At 70.0% G+C, this 17,325-nt stretch carries 16 protein-coding genes; 12 read left to right on the top strand and 4 right to left on the bottom strand.

Features of this window, described 5'->3' with window-relative positions:
• From QR78_RS06945 to QR78_RS06930, 4 genes are all read left to right on the top strand, one after another.
• Positions 1-563, top strand: a 563-nt coding sequence (locus QR78_RS06945) for a DoxX family protein (protein WP_342029887.1), incomplete at its 5' end; no start/stop codon positions are given.
• Positions 560-1,006: a cupin domain-containing protein gene (locus tag QR78_RS06940; protein WP_048426779.1), complete on the top strand. Its 447-nt coding sequence runs from the start codon at positions 560-562 to the stop codon at positions 1,004-1,006. The genes QR78_RS06945 and QR78_RS06940, both read left to right, overlap by 4 nt.
• Before the next feature lie 4 nt (positions 1,007-1,010).
• The gene (locus QR78_RS06935) at positions 1,011-1,913 is read left to right on the top strand and encodes an SMP-30/gluconolactonase/LRE family protein (RefSeq protein WP_048426778.1); all 903 of its coding nucleotides are present in this window, start codon (positions 1,011-1,013) and stop codon (positions 1,911-1,913) included.
• Positions 1,910-2,809, top strand: coding sequence for a VOC family protein (locus tag QR78_RS06930; RefSeq protein WP_053220830.1), 900 nt, complete (start codon positions 1,910-1,912; stop codon positions 2,807-2,809). Before QR78_RS06935 ends, QR78_RS06930 begins: the two co-directional genes overlap by 4 nt.
• A 28-nt stretch (positions 2,810-2,837) precedes the next feature.
• Here QR78_RS06930 and QR78_RS06925 read toward each other — a convergent pair whose 3' ends face one another.
• Both QR78_RS06925 and QR78_RS06920 read right to left on the bottom strand, forming a co-directional pair.
• On the bottom strand, positions 2,838-3,335 hold the full coding sequence (locus QR78_RS06925) for a P-loop nucleotide/nucleoside kinase family protein (protein WP_048426777.1): 498 nt from the start codon (positions 3,333-3,335) through the stop codon (positions 2,838-2,840).
• A 187-nt stretch (positions 3,336-3,522) separates the two neighbouring features.
• A complete protein-coding gene (locus QR78_RS06920) occupies positions 3,523-3,894 on the bottom strand; it encodes a hypothetical protein (protein WP_048426776.1) in 372 nt (123 codons plus the stop codon).
• Positions 3,895-4,120: 226 nt separating this feature from the next.
• Between QR78_RS06920 and QR78_RS06915 the strand changes: the two genes are divergently transcribed.
• The 7 genes from QR78_RS06915 to QR78_RS06885 all read left to right on the top strand — a co-directional run bounded on the left by QR78_RS06915 (position 4,121) and on the right by QR78_RS06885 (position 13,988).
• Positions 4,121-4,810 carry a hypothetical protein gene (locus QR78_RS06915; RefSeq protein WP_053220829.1) on the top strand — a complete coding sequence of 230 codons (690 nt, stop codon included), beginning with the start codon at positions 4,121-4,123 and terminating at the stop codon, positions 4,808-4,810.
• A 33-nt stretch (positions 4,811-4,843) separates the two neighbouring features.
• Entirely contained in the window at positions 4,844-6,277 is a 1,434-nt protein-coding gene (gene pyk, locus QR78_RS06910; protein ID WP_048426774.1) for a pyruvate kinase, read from the top strand.
• Positions 6,278-6,694: 417 nt separating this feature from the next.
• Positions 6,695-7,111 carry a DUF4864 domain-containing protein gene (locus tag QR78_RS06905; protein WP_048426773.1) on the top strand — a complete coding sequence of 139 codons (417 nt, stop codon included), beginning with the start codon at positions 6,695-6,697 and terminating at the stop codon, positions 7,109-7,111.
• A 64-nt stretch (positions 7,112-7,175) separates the two neighbouring features.
• The gene (gene thrC, locus QR78_RS06900; protein WP_048426772.1) at positions 7,176-8,588 is read left to right on the top strand and encodes a threonine synthase; all 1,413 of its coding nucleotides are present in this window, start codon (positions 7,176-7,178) and stop codon (positions 8,586-8,588) included.
• Positions 8,585-9,880 carry a M16 family metallopeptidase gene (locus QR78_RS06895; protein ID WP_048426771.1) on the top strand — a complete coding sequence of 432 codons (1,296 nt, stop codon included), beginning with the start codon at positions 8,585-8,587 and terminating at the stop codon, positions 9,878-9,880. The genes thrC and QR78_RS06895 overlap by 4 nt, the downstream gene beginning before the upstream one ends.
• 4 nt (positions 9,881-9,884) lie before the next feature.
• Complete coding sequence (locus QR78_RS06890; protein WP_082171994.1) at positions 9,885-10,934, top strand: UDP-3-O-acyl-N-acetylglucosamine deacetylase; 1,050 nt, start codon at positions 9,885-9,887, stop codon at positions 10,932-10,934.
• Between the two features lie 171 nt (positions 10,935-11,105).
• On the top strand, positions 11,106-13,988 hold the full coding sequence (locus tag QR78_RS06885) for an EAL domain-containing protein (protein WP_048426770.1): 2,883 nt from the start codon (positions 11,106-11,108) through the stop codon (positions 13,986-13,988).
• 402 nt (positions 13,989-14,390) lie between these two features.
• Here the strand turns inward: QR78_RS06885 and QR78_RS33940 are convergent, their stop codons facing one another.
• Both QR78_RS33940 and QR78_RS06880 read right to left on the bottom strand, forming a co-directional pair.
• Positions 14,391-14,675: a hypothetical protein gene (locus tag QR78_RS33940; RefSeq protein WP_125901235.1), complete on the bottom strand. Its 285-nt coding sequence runs from the start codon at positions 14,673-14,675 to the stop codon at positions 14,391-14,393.
• A 261-nt stretch (positions 14,676-14,936) separates the two neighbouring features.
• The gene (locus QR78_RS06880) at positions 14,937-15,827 is read right to left on the bottom strand and encodes a LysR family transcriptional regulator (protein ID WP_048426769.1); all 891 of its coding nucleotides are present in this window, start codon (positions 15,825-15,827) and stop codon (positions 14,937-14,939) included.
• A gap of 161 nt (positions 15,828-15,988) precedes the next feature.
• Between QR78_RS06880 and QR78_RS06875 the strand changes: the two genes are divergently transcribed.
• Positions 15,989-17,143, top strand: coding sequence for an epoxide hydrolase family protein (locus QR78_RS06875; RefSeq protein ID WP_048426768.1), 1,155 nt, complete (start codon positions 15,989-15,991; stop codon positions 17,141-17,143).
• The last annotated feature ends 182 nt before the right edge of the window (positions 17,144-17,325 follow it).

Genomic DNA, 17,325 nt, shown 5'->3' with positions numbered 1-17,325 from the left:
TGCGAGGCGGATATGGCGGGGCTGGCGCGAAGGTCGAGCCGCCCCACTTAGCTTTTCGCACATGCGAAACTGGGCAGCGAGGTCACGGGCGGATGGCAACCTTCAGCATCGCGGTCGCGTTCGGGGTCAGGCTCCTCCTGGTGATGCTCTTCCTGCCGTTCAGCGCGCTGGACAAGATCCTGAACTTCCGCGGAGCGGTGGGGCAGGCGAAACAGGCTGTCCACGCCACCGCTCCGGCGACGGCGCTGATCCTGGCCGGCCTGTTCGTCGAGATCGTGATGTCGCTCGGCATCCTCACGGGCATCGCCGACCGCTTCGCCGCCTTCGTGCTCGCCGGCTATTGCGGCGTCACGGCGCTGCTCTGGAAGCAGTTCTGGAAGCCGGGCGATTTCTGGTCCGGCGGCAAGGGCCGCGAGCTTTTCTGGGATTTCTGGAAGAACCTCGCGCTCGCCGGCGGGTTTCTGCTCGTCACCTTCGGCACCGGGGCGGCGACGGTCGAGACGTTCGTCTCGCACCCTTTCGCCTCCTCGAAGCCCTACAGCCTCAGCGAGACCGCCCGATGAGCGACGAGACGCCCAAAATCCCCTACTGGCACCTCTGGGCCGATGCGGACGGGATCAGCCACCAGACGCGGTGCGCCTTCACCCAGTTCGAGAAGAAGTCGATGTCGCCGCCGGCCCCGCCGCAATGGCAGGGGCAGAAGACCCATGACGGTGCCACCGTGTTCGTGACCGTGCAGCCGGTCGGCTGGACCGGCGACTGGCACCCCAATCCGAAACCGCAATGGATCATCCCGCTGTCCGGCCGCTGGTTCGTCGAATCGATGGACGGCACGCGGGTCGAGATGGGACCGGGCGAGATCTCGTTCGGCGAGGACCAGAACGTCCGCGAGGTCGACGGCAAGAAGGGCCACCGCTCCGGCACGGTCGGGGACGAGCCGGCGGTGCTGATGATCGTCCAGTACGATTCGGCCCCGACCACCGACGCGGCCTGCCGGTTCCGGTGATCGCATGGACGGGTTCGAGATCCACGACGAGCGCTTCAAGCACTACGTTCTCGCCAATGCGCCGCTCGAAGAGCTGGGCTCCGGCTTCCGCTGGATCGAGGGCCCGGTCTGGATGGGCGACGCCGACTGCCTGCTGTTCCAGGACCTGCCGCGCAACCGCACCATGCGGTGGATCGAGGGTGCGGGCTTCTCGGTCTATCGCGCGCCCTCGAACTACGCCAACGGCCAGACCCGGGACCGCGAGGGCCGTCTGATCGCCTGCTCGCATCGCGGCCGCTGCCTCACCCGCACCGAGTACGACGGCACGGTCACGACGCTGGTCGAGCGCCATGCCGGCAAGCGGCTGAACGCGCCCAACGACGTGGTGGTGAAGTCGGACGGAACGATCTGGTTCAGCGACCCGGTCTACGGGATCTCGAACGACTACGAGGGCGGGCGGCAGACATCCGAGCAGCCCCCGGCCCTCTACCGCTTCGATCCGCGAACGGGCGAGATCCAGGTGATGGCCGGCGATTTCGACGGGCCGAACGGCCTCGCCTTCTCGCCCGACGAACGCCGGCTCTACGTCGCCGAGACGGGAGACCAGTCGAAGCCGGACCCGCGCCAGTACATCCGGGTCTTCGACGTCGCGCCCGACGGCGCCTTGTCGGGCGGCGACGTCTTCCACAAGATCGAACCGGGCTATTGCGACGGGATGCGGGTCGACGAGGACGGCAACGTCTGGTCGAGCGCGGCCGACGGGGTGCATTGCATCAGCCCGGAGGGCAAGCTGATGGGCAAGATCCTGGTGCCGCATCCGGTCTCGAACATCACCTTCGGCGGGCCGACCAAGAACCGCCTGTTCATCGGCGGCTCGCACACGCTCTATTCCATCTTCCTCGACCGGCGCGGGGTGCAGACCCCGTGAGCGCCGCCCGCCCGCAAGCCCTGCGTCTCGCCCGGATCACCCTCGCCGCCGCAGACCCGGACGGGCTGGCGGCGTTCTACCGCGCGGCTTTGGGCTTCACCGACGCCGAGGCGGCGCCGGGCGATGTCGTGCCCCTGCGCCTCGGCGAGCAGCGTCTCGACCTCGCGACGGCGGCGCCCGCCGGGCGGCCCTATCCGGGCGACGTACCGGGCTTCAGCCCGCTCTTCCAGCACTGCGCCATCATCGTCGCCGACATGGCGGCGGCCCATGCCCGCCTGTCGGCGCATCCGGGCTGGCGCCCGATCTCGACCGACGGCCCGGTGCGGCTGCCCGCCGCCTCGGGCGGCGTGACGGCGTTCAAGTTCCGCGACCCGGAGGGCCATCCCCTCGAATTCCTGGCCTTCCCGCCGGACGCGATTCCGCAAGCCTGGCGACGGCCGGGAGCGGCCGATCCTTGCCTCGATCCTTGCCTCGGCCTCGACCACTCGGCGATCTCGGTCGCCGACACCGCCCGCAGCGTCGCGTTCTACGAATCCCTCGGGCTCTCCGTCGTATCGCGCTCGCTCAATACCGGTCCCGAACAGGCGCGCCTCGACGCCGTGCCCTCCCCGACCGTGGAGGTGACGGGGCTGGGCTTCCCGGACGGGCGGCCGCCGCATGTCGAGCTCTTGTGCTACCGCGGCGAGCATCCGCGGACCGTCTCCGACCTCGCGATCGGCGACGTGGCGGCGACCCGGCTGGTGATCGCGATGGCCGACGCTGAGGGTCTCGCGGCCGCCCGCGCCGCCCATGCCGACCGGCTCGTCCCGGCCGAGCCGGTATCTCGATCCGCCATGGGCGGTGGCACCCTTCTGCGCGACCCGGACGGACATTTCGTGATGCTGACGTCCGGGTGAGGCGAGGGCCCGCCCCGGCAGCGGCGCCCTACGCCTCCTGCCGGTGCAGCACCACGTCGAACCCCTCCTCCGGAGCCGGCGGCACGAAGTAGCGGGTGAACAGGTCGAATGCCGCGTCGTCCACCGTGAATTCGTGCGTGCCGGCGGCGTTGCGGGCGCGCAGGCGCGCCTTGCACAGCGCGTCGTCGGCTTCGAGGTAGTGGAGCCGATGCGCCACCTCCGCCTCGTGGACGATCGTCCGCATCCAGGCCCGGCTCTCCGGGGTGTTCGCCGGACAGTCGAGTACGACGGACAGCCCGGCCCGCAGCAGCGCGACGAGGTGCGGCGCCATCACGCCGCGCAGGCGCCCGGCGTTGCGGACGTAGTCGGCGAGGCTGTTCTGCTCGCCCGGATAGAGCCCGGCGAGCCACTGGTCCTCCCGGACCAGGATCGTCGCGGGCTCGGCGGCGAGGCGGGCCGCGAGCGTCGATTTTCCAGCGGAGATCTTGCCGCACAGGAGGTGCAGCACTGCATCGGTATCGAACATGACGGAACAGACCTTCCGGGCGCCAAGAGGCACCACCAGCACTTCACGGGATCGCGGACAGCCGAAACCCGGCCCGACTCATCGGGCCGGGTGGGTAATTCGGTGCGACGACGCGACATGAAGAGGGACAGTCATGGTCGGGATCGGGGCCGTGATCGACCCCCAGGGGTCAAGCGGTGAGACGGCGTCAGGCCGCCAGCACCCGGCGGGACAGCGGCGCCGACGAGCTCGGGATACCGGCCCGCTGCAGGGCGATCTCGGCGCCCCGACGCGACTGCTTGAGGGCGACGAGGGCCGACCAGCGCATCGCCACCTCGTGGCGGGCGGCGAGGCGCCCCGCCGCATCGTAGCGGCGCCAGCCGCAGCGCGCCTGGCCCGCCGCGTCGGTCTCGTCGTAGGTCTCGTAGCGGGCCACCAGGGCACCGGCGGCGTCGAACTCGTCGTGGTACCAGCGCACGCCGTCGAGCGGGGCGCCGCGGCTACGCGACCCCCGGATCACCAGACGATGCTCGACGGGTGTGCGGAAGATCGTCTCGAACACGGGCGGCTGAAACAGCATGACCGTCGATACCCCCTACGTATCGTCGCCGGAACGTTTCTTGGAGACAGGGTGCGTTGCAGCATAACCGGCGTCAAGAGCGTGGCGCCGCGGCGGACGATGCGATTGCGGCCCCGACGGGTGCTCCTTTGGTCCAAGGTGCCCTAGCTTTCGCGGCGACGGGGCAACGCGCGACAGGATGGTGGCGATGGAGGGTGGGACGCGGCGTGGCGCGGGGTTGCTCGTTGTGGCCTTGCTCGCGGGACCGGGAGCGGCCCTCGCGGGAGAGGGCGATTGCGTCGATTACGGCGCCCTCGGTCCCGGTCCGAGCCTCGGCACGGTCAAGGCCGGCGAGGCCCGCGTTTCCTTCGTGCAGGGCGCGTCCGACCGCAAGGGATGCCCCGGGCCCGATCCGGCCTGCCGCGAGAAGGCGTTCGTAGTGCCGGGCAACACCGTGATCCTCGGCGGCACGATGCCGGGCTACGTCTGCGCCACCTATGTCGGCAAGGCGGGCGCGGTGCGCTCCGGCTGGCTGCCCGCGGGATCGGTCGACCGCGCGCCGGAGCCGCCCGCGCCCGGCCCGACGGACTGGACCGGCACCTGGACGGCCCCCGAGCAGACCCTCGTCATCCGGCCGGGCAGGGCCGCCGGCACGCTCTCGGTCAAGGGCGATGCGACCTACGGCGCCCTCGACCCCGACCGCGTCCGCCGCGGTGCCGTGAACATGGGCAGCGTCGAGGGCACGACAGCCCCGAGCGGAGCGTTCCTCGCCTTCACGATGGGAGACGGGGGCACACTGCCCTTCGCCGCCGGCGAGCCCGGCGATTGCCGGATTCGCCTCAGGCTGCTGCCGCCCTTCCTCCTTGCCGAGGACAACACGTCCTGCGGCGGCATGAACGTCAGCTTCACGAACGTCTACCGTCGCACCAAGCCCTGATTCCGAAATCCCCGCGAGAGCAAGGAGCGCCCGATGCGCCGCCACCGCCACGCCAAGATCGTCGCCACCGTCGGCCCGGCCAGCAACACGCCGGAGCGGCTGAAGGCCCTCTTCCTTGCTGGGGTCGACACCTTCCGGCTCAACTTCTCGCACGGCACCCACGACGACCACGCCAAGGTCCACGCCGCGATCCGCGCGCTGGAGCAGGAGACTGGCCGGCCGATCGGAATCCTGCAGGACCTGCAGGGCCCGAAGATCCGCATCGGCACCCTGCGGGGGGACAAGTTCGACCTCGCCACCGGCGACCGCATCCGCTTCGTGCGCGACGGCCGGGAGGGCGGACCGGACGCGATCCCCCTGCCCCACCCGGAGATCTTCGCCGCCGTGGCCCCGGGCCAGGAACTCCTGATCGACGACGGCCGGGTCCGGGTGCGGGTCGCGGGCGTCGACGACGACGCGATCGACGCGGACGTGGTGGTCGGCGGGCCGATCTCCAACCGCAAGGGCGTCAACCTGCCGGGCACGGTGCTGGCCCTCTCGCCGCTGACCGAGAAGGACCGGCGCGACCTCGCCTTCGGGCTCGATCTCGGGGTCGACTGGGTCGCGCTGTCCTTCGTGCAGACCCCCTCCGACGTGATGGAGGCGCGCGGGCTGATCGCCGGCCGGGCGGGGCTGATCGCCAAGATCGAAAAGCCCTCGGCGCTCGACCACATCGAGGACATCATCCGCATCGCCGACGGGGTGATGGTGGCCCGCGGCGATCTCGGCGTGGAATTGCCGCCCGAGGACGTGCCGGGGCGCCAGAAGGAACTGGTGCGCGCCTGCCGCCGGGCGGTGAAGCCGGTGATCGTGGCGACCCAGATGCTCGAATCGATGGTGTCGGCGCCCTCCCCCACCCGGGCCGAGGCCTCGGACGTCGCGACCGCCGTCTATGACGGCGCCGATGCGGTGATGCTCTCGGCCGAGTCGGCGGCGGGGCGCTACCCGATCGAGGCGGTCTCGATCATGGACCGGATCATCCGCCGCACCGAGCAGCACCGGCTCTACCGCTCCCTCGTCCGGGCGAGCGAGCCGGAGGTCGAGGACAGCCCGCCCCACGCCGTGGCCGCCGCGGCCGCGACCCTCGCCGACGCGATCGAGGCGGCGGCGATCGTCGCCTTCACGTCGAGCGGCACCACCGCCGCCCGCATCGCCCGCAAGCGCCCCAACGTGCCGATCCTGGCGGCGACCTCCGACACGGCGGTGTCGCGCCGCCTCAGCCTGTACTGGGGCGCGCATTCGGTGCTCGGCCCGGAGATCGACTCCTACGAGGCGATGGTCGACCGCGCCGCGGAGGTCGCCGCCCAGGAAGGGTTCGCGCAGGTCCCGGACCTCGTGGTGGCGGTGGCCGGCATCCCGTTCGGCCGGGCGGGGACGACCAACAACCTGCGGGTGGTGGAGTTGGGGCGGAAGGCGAGCGGGGTATAGGCGAGCTCAGTCACTCGACAGAAATCACAACAACCAACGAAACGATCGCAAAACCGTCGCGATCAATTCCTCCATCCACCACCTCATCCTGAGGTGCTGGCGATCGGCGATCGCATTCGACCGCAGGAGGCCTCGAAGGAGGGCTCCAGAGATCTCGGAGGTTTCTCTGGAGCCCTCCTTCGAGGTCAGTCGATCTTCGATCGACTAACACTTCATGATGAGGTGAGAGGGTAGGAGATTCGGCCTCTACGGGAACCGGGACGCTGATGATCAGGCACCCGCCCCCTTCCCTCCGCGACCGTCCGCCATTCCCAAAATGTTCGGACGAGGACAAGTTGTGTGCGCGGCATCGGCCTGCTACGCTGCGTTATCCCGATCGGACACCGCCCATAAAGACACACCCAGGAGGGCCCGGCCATGCGCACCCTCGTCGCCCTGATGACCCTGCTCGCCGTCGGCCAGGGCGCCCTCGCGGCCGGCAGCGGCGACCGGGAGGCGGCCCGGGCGGTGATCCGGCGCCAGCAGGACGCCTTCCGGCAGGACGACGCGGCGACGGCCTACGCCCAGGCCGCGCCCGCCATCCGGTCGATCTTTGGCACGCCCGAACTGTTCATCGGCATGGTCCGGCAGGCCTACGCGGCGGTCTACCGCAACCGCCGCTTCGAGTTCGGCACCGACGAGGAACTGCCGGACGGAAGCCTCGCGCAGGGCGTGCGGATCCAGGACCAGGACGGCACCGACTGGGAGGCGCTCTATACCCTGGAGCGCGACGCGGACGGGGCGTGGCGGATCACCGGCTGCCGCCTGCGCAAGGCGCCCGGCACCAGCGCCTGAGCCGCGGGCTGACGCGCGGTCCGGATTCGTGTAGGGCCTGCCGTCGGCCTCAGGACTGATCACCGTGCTCCATGTTTCGACCCGCGGCGCCGCCGCGCCGCTGACCTTCACCGACGCGCTGCTGGCGGGGCTCGCCCGCGACGGCGGCCTCTACATCCCGCAGAGCTGGCCGCAGATCTCCCGCGAGACCATCGCGGGTCTCGCCGGGCGGCCCTACGCGGAGGCGGCCAAGACCGTGCTGTCGCCGCTGGTCGACGGCGAGATCGCGCAGGCCGATTTCGACCGGATGATCGACGAGGCCTACGCGACCTTCCGGCACCCGGCGGTCTGCCCGCTGACCCAGCTCGGCGACAACCTCTTCCTGCTCGAGCTGCATCACGGCCCGACGCTCGCGTTCAAGGACGTGGCGATGCAGCTGCTGGGCCGGCTGATGGACCACGCGCTGAAGGCCAAGGGCAGCCGCGCCACCATCGTGGGTGCCACCTCGGGCGATACCGGCAGCGCCGCCGTCGAGGCGTTCCGCGGCCTCGACAACGTCGACGTGTTCATCCTCTACCCCCATGGCCGGGTGTCCGAGGTGCAGCGCCGGCAGATGACCACGGTGGATGCCGGCAACATCCACGCGCTTGCCGTCGAGGGCACGTTCGACGATTGCCAGGCGATCGTGAAGGCGCTCTTCCAGCACCCGCGCTTCGCCGACGAGGTCCGGCTCTCGGGCGTCAACTCGATCAACTGGGCCCGGGTCGCCGCGCAGGCCGTCTACTACTTCACCAGCGCGGTGGCGTTGGGCAGCCCGCACCGCCCGGTCTCGTTCTCGGTGCCGACGGGCAATTTCGGCGACATCCTGGCCGGCTGGGCCGCCAAGCGCATGGGCCTGCCGGTCGGCCGGCTGATGATCGCGACGAACGCCAACGACATCCTGACCCGGACGCTCGCGACCGGCTCCTACGAGGTGCGGGGCGTCGCGCCGACCACCTCGCCGTCGATGGACATCCAGGTCTCGTCGAACTTCGAGCGCCTGCTGTTCGAGGCGCTCGACCGCGACGCGGCGTCCGTCAACCGGCTGATGGCCGGCCTGAAGCAATCGGGCGCCTTCACGCTCGACGAGCGGACCCTGGCGCGCATCCGGGCCGAGTTCGACGCGGCGGCGGTGCCCGAGGACGAGGTCGTCGCCGAGATCCGCGACGTCTACGAGGGCACCGGCCAGATCATCGATCCCCACAGCGCCATCGGCGTGCGCGCCGCCCGTAAAGCGCTCGCCGAGGATCCGGCGACCCCCGTGGTGGCGCTCGCCACCGCGCATGCCGCCAAGTTCCCGGATGCGGTCGAGGCCGCGACCGGCGTGCGCCCGGCCCTCCCGCCGCATCTGGCGGATCTCCTGGAGCGGCGCGAGCGCTTCACCGTGCTGCCGAACGACGAGGCGGCGGTGGAGCGGGCGATCCGCGAGCGCGCCCGCATCCTGAGGAGTGCCGCATGAACCAGCATTTCGCGACGCTCGGCGCCTCGCCGGACCTCAAGATCACGCGGCTCGCCAACGGGCTCACCGTCGCCACCGAGGCGATGCCGGGAGTCGCCACAGCGACCCTCGGGGTCTGGGTCGGGGCGGGCTCGCGCAACGAGCGGCCGGAGGAGCACGGGCTCAGCCACCTCATCGAGCACATGGCGTTCAAGGGCACGGCGACGCGCTCGGCCCGCCAGATCGCCGAGGACATCGAGAATGTCGGCGGCGAGATCAACGCCGCCACCAGCGTCGAGCAGACCAGCTACACCGCCCGGGTGCTCGGCGAGGATGCCGAGGTCGCCCTCGACGTGCTCGGCGACATCCTGACCCGCTCGGTCTTCGAGGCCGGCGAGCTCGCCCGCGAGAAGGGCGTGATCCTGCAGGAATACGCCGCCGTCGAGGACACCCCCGACGACGTCGTCTACGACGCCTTCACGGAGGCCGCCTTCCCCGACCAGCCGATCGGCCGGCCGATCCTCGGGCGGCCCGAGACGATCCAGAGCTTCGACCGCGCGGCGATCGAGGCCTATCTCGCCCGCGAATACACGCCGGGCCGGATGGTGCTGGCCGCCGCCGGTGCCGTCGAGCACGACGCCATCGTGGCGGCGGCGGAAAAGCATTTCGGCGCGATGCCGGCCAGCGAGGCGCCCGAAGCGGTGCCCGGGCAGTATCGCGGCGGCGAGCGCCGGATGAAGCGCAAGCTCGAACAGGCCAACCTGGTGCTCGGCCTGCCCGGCCTGTCGTTCCGCGACGACACGTATTACGCCACCCACCTCTTCGCCCAGGTGCTCGGCGGCGGTCTGACCTCGCGGCTCTGGCACGAGGTGCGCGAGACCCGGGGGCTCGCCTACGAGATCCACGCCTTCCACTGGCCGTTCAGCGATTGCGGCCTGTTCGGCATCGGCGCCGGCACCGCGGGCTCCGACCTGCCGGGCCTCGTCGACGTGACGCTCGCCTGCCTGCGCGACGCCGCCGACACCGTGGACGAGGCCGAACTCGCCCGGGCGAAGGCGCAGCTCAAGGTCGCCCTGCTCTCGGCGCTCGAGACCCCCGGCGGGCGCATCGAGCGCACGGCGCGCCAGCTCCTCGCCTGGGGCCGGGTGATCCCCGCCGCCGAGGTGATCGCCAAGGTCGATGCCGTGACGACCGACGACGTGCGGGCCGCCGGCCGAGCGCTCATCGCCGGGGCGCCGACCCTGGCGGCGATCGGCCCGATCAAGACGCTGCAGAGCCTCGACACCGTGGGCAAGGCGCTGCGGGGAGCCTGACGCGATGCAGCGCGAGGCGACGCTCGGCCGGAGCGTGTCGGTGCGCGGGCCCGGGATGCATACCGGCCGCGTCGCCCGCGTGACGATCGCGCCCGCCCCGGCCGGTCACGGCATCCGCTTCGCGGTACCGGGCGCCGGACCCGCGGTGCCCGCCACCACCGTGCCCTGGATCGCCAGCCGCATGTGCACGGCATTGGCCCTCGCCGACGGGCGCAAGCTGCGCACGATCGAGCACCTGATGGCGGCGCTCTCGGCCTCCGTCATCGACAACGCGGCGATCACCGTCGAGGGCACCGAGATCCCGATCCTCGACGGCTCGGCGTCGCGCTGGTGCGGGCTGATCGATTCGGCCGGTCGGGTGGTGCAGGAGCGGCCGCGCGAGGTCCTGCGGATCCGGGCTCCCTTCCAGGTCGACGGGATGCACGGCTTCCTGCGGGCCGAGCCGGCCGAGGCGTTCGCCGTCGACGTCAGCACCGACCGGCTGCCGGGCTTCGGCGTGCTGCGCTGGGCCGGCCCGATCGATCCGGCCTCGTTCCGCACTGAGATCGCCCCGAGCCGCAGCTTCGGCAACGCCTCGCTGATCTGGCGCACGCTGCTCAAGACCCGGCTCGCCCGCACGCTGCTACCGGCCGGAACCCGGGACCGGCTCTGGGCCCGCTCCTTCGACGCCCAGACGGTGCGCGGCGACGGGCCCGAACCGACCCTGGCGCAGCCGGAGCACAGCCGCCCGATCGGCCCGGACACCGACGCGCGGATGCACCCGCGCGACCGCGAGCCGCTGCTGCGGGGGGCCCGCCCCGGGCGGGTGGCGATCCTGCTCGGCGGCCGGGTCCTGGGCGGCGCCCGCTTCCCCGACGAACCGGTGCGGCACAAGATCCTCGACCTCGTCGGCGATCTCGCGCTGGCCGGCCGGCCAATCCTCGGGCGCATCGTGGCGAACTGCCCGACCCACGCCCTGACCTTCGCATTCCTGACCGAGCTGATGCGCCACCCCGAATGCTGGGAGGTCGTCACCCTCGCCGAGGCAGGCCCCGGCAACGCCGCCACAACTTGATTTGGCCGCAAAGCGGAGCGATCGAAGCCCGCCGACGGTCGCGCTCGCGGACGGCCGGGGAGATCCGGGACCTCCGCCTTGCCCGCAAGCTTGGGCGTCAGTACGGTCCGGCCTCTCCTCATGCCGCCCCGTGGCCGCGATCGCCCCCGTCCGGTCGGAAGACCCCGAAGCTTGCGTACGCTCTCACTCGTCCTCGCCTGCCTCGCCGCCCTCGCCGGGCTGGTCCTCGCCGCGCCGGAGGCCCGCGCGGTCGAGGCCGTGCGCGTCACCCTCGACTCGCAGGCCATCGACCTCACCCCGGCGATCGAGCGCTACCGCTCGGACGGCGACCTGATCCAGATCTCGACCGCGCCCGGCAAGGACGGCATCGTGCGCCGCATCGCCGTGAAGGCGCGCGAGACCGGCGCCCGCCCGGACTGGATGGTCTTTGCGCTCACCAACGACACCGACGAGCAGATCGACCGCCTGCTGGTGGCCCCGCATTTCCGCCTCGTCGGCTCCGGCGTGGTCTGGCCCGATCTCGGCGGCTCGCGCATCGCCGCCATCACGGCGAGCCAGGGCATCCGGCCCGAGCGCGACGAGAGTCCCGATGCCGACCAGTTCGTCATCACGCTCGATCCCGGCACCACCGTCACCTTCGTGGCCGAGCTGCGCACGCCCAACGTGCCGCAGGTCTACCTCTGGGATCAGGATGCCTATCGCAAGAAGGCGACCGGGCTGACCCTCTACAAGGGCATCATCATCGGCATCGCCGGGCTGCTGGCCCTGTTCCTGACCATCGTGTTCGTGGTCAAGGGCGCGATCATCTTCCCGGCGGCGGCCGCGCTCGCCTGGGCGGTGCTGGCCTATGCCTGCATCGATTTCGGGTTCTTCCAGAGAATCTTCCCGGTCACGGAAGCCGCCGAGCGGATCTATCGCGCCTCCGCGGAGGCCGTGCTCGGCGCGACCCTGCTGGTGTTCCTGTTCGCCTATCTCAACCTCGCCCGCTGGCACGTCCGCTACAGCCACGTCGCGCTGATCTGGCTCCTGTTCCTCGCCGGCCTCGTCGGCCTCGCGGTGATCGATCCGCCGGTGGCGGCGGGCGTGGCGCGGATCTCGGTGGCGACGGTCGCGGGCGTCGGCCTGCTCCTCATCGTCTATCTCGCCATCCACAACGGCTACGACCGGGCGATCCTGCTGATCCCGACCTGGCTGCTGCTGCTGGCCTGGGTGGTGGCGGCGGGCTTCGCCATCACCGGCCAGCTCCACAACGACCTCGTCCAGCCGGCGCTGATCGGCGGCCTCGTCCTGATCGTGATGCTGATCGGCTTCACGGTGCTCCAGCACGCCTTCGCGGGCGGCGGGATCGGCAACAGCCTCGTCTCCGACACCGAGCGCCGCGCGCTGGCGCTCACGGGGGCCGGCGACGTGGTGTTCGACTGGGACGTGCCGGGGGACCGGGTCTTCGCCGGCCCGGAGATCGAGGGACAGCTCGGCCTCAAGCGCGGGGCGCTGGAGGGTCCGCAGGCGAACTGGCTCTCCCTCCTCCACCCCTTCGACGTCGAGCGCTACTCGGCGGCCCTCGACACCGTGATCGAGGAGCGCCGCGGCCGGATCTCCCAGGATTTCCGCCTGCGCTCCGCCGCCGGGCCGTATTACTGGTTCCGCCTCAAGGCGCGGCCGGTGATCGGCACCGACGGCGAGGTGGTGCGCATCGTCGGCACCATCGCGGACGTGACCGAGTCGAAGATCGCCGAGGAGCGCCTGCTCCACGACGCGGTGCACGACAACCTGACCGGCCTGCCCAACCGCGAATTGTTCAACGACCGGCTCGACGCCGCGATCGCCCTGGCGAGCCAGGACCCGCGCCTGAAACCCACCCTGTTCGTGGTCGATATCGACCGGTTCAAGCAGGTCAACGACGCGATCGGCCTCTCGGCGGGCGATTCGATACTGCTGACCTTGTCGCGCCGCCTCAACCGGCTCCTGCGGCCGCAGGACACGCTCGCCCGCATCGCCGGCGACGAGTTCGCCGTGATCCTGCTCTCCGAGCGCGACCCCGACCGGATCATCGCGTTCGCCGACAGCATCCGCCGGGCGATCACCACGCCGATCACCTATGCCGACCGCGAGATCTTCCTGACCCCGTCGATCGGCGTGGCGCTCCACGAGGCCGGCGCGGTGGTGAAGCGGGACGACGTGGTGAAGAACGCCGAGCTCGCCATGATCAACGGCAAGCGCCAGGGCGGCGACCGGATCGAGGTCTATCGCCCGACCATGCGCTCCGACCGCGGCGAGCGGATGATGCTGGAGAGCGACCTGCGCCGGGCGCTGGAGCGCAACGAGATCAAGGTGCTCTTCCAGCCGATCGTGCGCCTGGAGGACCGTACCGTCGCGGGCTTCGAGACCGTCTTGCGCTGGGACCACCCGCGGCTCGGCCGCGTCGCCCCCCAGGTCTTCCTGCCGATCGCGGAAGAATCCGGCCTCATCGTCAATCTCGGCGTCTTCGCGCTCGAGCGCACCGCCGCCGAACTCGCCGCCTGGCAGCAGGCCCTGGTGGTCGAGCCGCCGATCTTCGCCTCCGTCAACCTGTCCTCGCGCCAGCTGCTGCGCCACGACCTCCTGCACGACGTGAAGACCGTGCTCGCCCGCACCGGCGTCGTTCCCGGCTCGCTCAAGCTCGAGCTGACCGAGGCCCTGGTGATGGAGAACCCGGAATATGCCGCGCAGATGCTCGCCCGCATCCACGAGCTCGGCGCGGGGCTCTGCCTCGACGATTTCGGCACCGGCTACTCGGCGCTGACCTACATGCAGCGCTTCCCCTTCGACACGATCAAGATCGACCAGTCCTTCGTCCGCCAGATGGCGAACGGCCGCTCCGGCATCCTGCGCTCGATCGTCCGCATGGCCCAGGAACTCGGCCTCGAGATCGTGGCGGAGGGCGCCGAGTCGGAGGCCGACGCGCTCGCGCTCGCCGAGATCGGCTGCGACTACGCCCAAGGCTTCGCCTTCGGCGAGCCGATGTCGGTGCTGCAGGCGCGGCAACTGGTGGGGGCGGCGCCGGAGGCGGCGTGAGGGGGCCGCCTTCTGCGATCGCAGGAAGGGCGGCCGGGCCGTTTCGGCCGCGGAGTTGGTGTAAATCTGCGTGGATCACGGATGTTCGGCGGCAACCGCGCAACACCTTGATCGCTGTTCCAGACCTGAAATCCGGTCTGCCCGCCTGGCGAACCGCCGTCCAAGGGCGAACTCACCAGTCATTATGGCAGGGGGCGATCGCCTTGCGGAAATTCGCATAGATTAAGTGTATCGTACCAAGTGAGTCTTTAGCAGAGCGGGCGGACGCATCGGTCGCCCAGCGCGCATCAAGGCGAGCTATGCGCGGCCGCTTCTGTCCGCATATGTATATCCTAGCGGATTTTGAGCATCGTTCGGTCAGCTTTCGACCCCGAGCGGTCATGCGTCACAATCTCCACCCCTTCAGTCCCTCCTCGGCCAGATCAGGCGCACAAGAAAAAACGCCCAGGCATTGCAGAGACTCGTCAGGACGTAGCCGAGGCCCCCTACGAGCAGGGCGATTGCAGCGTCCACGAGGTAGCAGTCCAGGGCATTGCCGTGAGGTCCCTTCAGGCGCAGTGCCATGAAGGCTGATAATGCATAGATTGGCGCTGACAGAAACGGAACTCGACGTTGCCGCCGTGCGATCTCAGCACGGCTGAAGACGCCTTTGTCAATCAATTGGTCTTCCTTGCTGAAGAAGGACATGAAATGCGGCTTTCAACCAGAGCGGACTGCAGCGCGGCGCGGCGCTCCGAGGTTCGTTCGGTGTTCCGGCCGTCCACAGGGGCATACCCGGACAGATGCGGGGAGTCGATTCGGGCAGCTTTCGACCCAAAGCGGTCCCGCAGCATCAAGCGCTACTCGCTTCGGCACTGCCGTTCATGCGCGATGCCAACGTAGAGAGATCCCGACCATCTACGACCACGCCTGTTCACTGGACGGAAGATCAAACCATGCGTCGCGGGTTCAACGCCGGTCGACTTCAGGAAGCCAGGCCAGCAAGGCATCGATAAAAACCCGCACCTTCGCCGAGAGGCTATGGCGGCTGGGGTAGATGGCGTGAATGTCGATCAAATCGCCTCCGTGCCTAGGCCAGAGGCGAACGAGCCTGCCGTCCGCGACCGGGGCGGCCGCGAGAAAGTCGGGCAGGCGGGCGATGCCGCCGCCTCCCAAAACCACCGGCAGCAGCGCCGCGGAGTCCGAGACGACCACCGCAGGCAGGAACTCCACGCGCTCCACACCGTCGCCGGCCGGCCCGGGCCCCCAGGTGGTCGCACGATCGGAATAGGCAATCAGCGTATGATCTCCGAGGTCGGCGACGCTGGCGGGCGTGCCCCTGGCGGCCAGGTAGGCGGGGCTGGCGCAGGTCCAGGTTTCCGAAATCATGAGGCGGCGCGCGATCAGGTCACTGTCGGGCAGCGCGCCGACTCGGATCACGAGGTCGACGGGCTCCACGGGCATGTCGATGAAGCGGTTCTCGACGTCGAGCACAACCCGCACCTCCGGGTTGGCGGCCAGGAACGCGGGCAGCATAGGCGATACGAGCGCCACCGCGACGGTGAACGGCAGGCTGACCCGCAACGTGCCCCGGGCCACACCCGCGAGGCCGTCGAGCGCGGCCGCAGCCTCGTCCACGTCGACGGCGATGCGCAACGCGTGCGGGTACAGCGCCACGCCCGCATCGGTGAGGCGCAGGTGCCGGGTCGAGCGATCGACCAGCGCGGCTCCCACATCGCGCTCCAGCCGGGCGAGCGAGCGACTGATGCTGGATTTCGGCACGGACAACGCGCGCGCCGCAGCCGACACGCTCAGCAGGTCGGCGATACGGGCGAAAGCGCGCAGGTCATCCAGCTGCATCGTCGTTCCAGTTCGGCAACAGCCTGTCGCGGTGCGCCCATCTGACGATGGGAGTGAGGGCCAGCCATAACACCCCGACCATTCGCAGGGGACGGGTCATGAACGAGGACGCGGGGGCGCCGCCCTCACCCCCGGCTCTGCGGGTCGACGAGGATTGTGCCATGACCGATGCCATCACGCCGTTCCCGATCCGAATTGAGGATGCAACCCTCGCGGACCTTGCCCAACGGCTCGATCGAGTCCGCTGGCCCGATGCGGGTACCGTCACGGACGGGAGCCAGGGTCCGCCACTCGGCGCTGTGCGTACGCTCGTCGACCGTTGGCGCAGCGGCTACGACTGGCGCACCGCTGAGGCGCTGCTCAACGGCTGGGGCAGCAGCCTCACCACCGTCGACGGACTTGGCATCCACTTCCTCCACGTGCGCTCGCCAGAACCCAACGCGATGCCGCTGGTCCTGGCGCACGGTTGGCCGGGGTCGGTCCTAGAATTCAGAGACGTCATTGGGCCCCTGTCGGATCCCGTAGCCCATGGCGGTGACCCGCGACACGCTTTCCACCTCGTGATCCCGTCGATGCCGGGCTTCGGCTTCTCTGACCAGCCGAACGCTCCGGGCTGGGGCGTCGCGCGCGTCGCACGGGCCTGGGGCGAACTGATGCAGCGGCTCGGCTACGGGGAGGGCTGGATGGCGCAGGGCGGCGACTGGGGCGCGGCCGTCGTAACGGCTCTCGCGCACATGCGCCCCCCGGGACTCGCAGGCATCCACCTCAACATGGTCATGTTCCGCCCCACCGACGAGGAAATCGCGGAGGCGACAGCGGCAGAGCGGGCGATGCTCGCCGATGCAGGACGCTACTGGAGCGAGCATTCCGGCTATATGCAGCTGCAGAATACGCGGCCGCAGTCGATCGCTTTCGCGCTGGCGGACTCGCCGGTAGGCCTCGCTGCCTGGATCTATGCGCTGTTTCGCGACGTGACCGACAGCGGTGGTGCGCCCGAACAAGCAATCCCGCTCGACCACATAATCGATGACATCATGCTTTATTGGCTTCCCAATGCCGGTGCGAGTGCTGCCAGGTTCTATTGGGAGAACGCTCAAGGCCGAGCGGAAGGAATGTTTAGCGCGCCGATCCCGATACCAGCTGGCATCAGCATGTTTCCCGGCGAAGCGGTGCGCCTGTCACGGCGTTGGGCCGAGCGGCGATTTGCAGACCTGCGCTTTTTCAACGAACCGACCAGGGGTGGCCACTTCGCTGCGATGGAAAACCCGGCCGCGTTCATCGACGACGTACGAAAAACCTTCGGCCTCATCCAGTAAGCGCGCCTCCCCGAACAGGCGGATCCGGCGCCGTAGATAACTCTGCTGGTTCCGGATCCGGTAAGATGGCCCGCCTCTTCTCGGGTGAGGATCGTAGCGCCGGCGATAGAGGGTCCGCTTCCCCCCCCCTTGCGGATCACAGGCGCAGTGCTCCGAGGCGCGTTCGTTATTCCGGCCATCCA

The organism is Methylobacterium indicum, assembly GCF_001043895.1.
Taxonomy (GTDB): domain Bacteria; phylum Pseudomonadota; class Alphaproteobacteria; order Rhizobiales; family Beijerinckiaceae; genus Methylobacterium; species Methylobacterium indicum.
The sequence above is the reverse complement of the archived record's forward strand: the minus strand, read 5'-3'. Positions and strand labels throughout refer to the sequence as shown.

What these genes read in the sequence shown, in the direction of transcription:
- QR78_RS06880 (WP_048426769.1), bottom strand. Translation starts at nt 15,827, where the DNA reads ATGCAGCTGGATGACCTGCGCGCTTTCGCCCGTATCGCCGACCTGCTG.
- QR78_RS06905 (WP_048426773.1), top strand. Translation starts at nt 6,695, where the DNA reads ATGCGCACCCTCGTCGCCCTGATGACCCTGCTCGCCGTCGGCCAGGGC.
- QR78_RS06920 (WP_048426776.1), bottom strand. Translation starts at nt 3,894, where the DNA reads ATGCTGTTTCAGCCGCCCGTGTTCGAGACGATCTTCCGCACACCCGTC.
- QR78_RS06890 (WP_082171994.1), top strand. Translation starts at nt 9,885, where the DNA reads ATGCAGCGCGAGGCGACGCTCGGCCGGAGCGTGTCGGTGCGCGGGCCC.
- QR78_RS06925 (WP_048426777.1), bottom strand. Translation starts at nt 3,335, where the DNA reads ATGTTCGATACCGATGCAGTGCTGCACCTCCTGTGCGGCAAGATCTCC.
- pyk (WP_048426774.1), top strand. Translation starts at nt 4,844, where the DNA reads ATGCGCCGCCACCGCCACGCCAAGATCGTCGCCACCGTCGGCCCGGCC.
- QR78_RS33940 (WP_125901235.1), bottom strand. Translation starts at nt 14,675, where the DNA reads ATGTCCTTCTTCAGCAAGGAAGACCAATTGATTGACAAAGGCGTCTTC.
- QR78_RS06895 (WP_048426771.1), top strand. Translation starts at nt 8,585, where the DNA reads ATGAACCAGCATTTCGCGACGCTCGGCGCCTCGCCGGACCTCAAGATC.
- QR78_RS06875 (WP_048426768.1), top strand. Translation starts at nt 15,989, where the DNA reads ATGACCGATGCCATCACGCCGTTCCCGATCCGAATTGAGGATGCAACC.
- QR78_RS06940 (WP_048426779.1), top strand. Translation starts at nt 560, where the DNA reads ATGAGCGACGAGACGCCCAAAATCCCCTACTGGCACCTCTGGGCCGAT.
- QR78_RS06935 (WP_048426778.1), top strand. Translation starts at nt 1,011, where the DNA reads ATGGACGGGTTCGAGATCCACGACGAGCGCTTCAAGCACTACGTTCTC.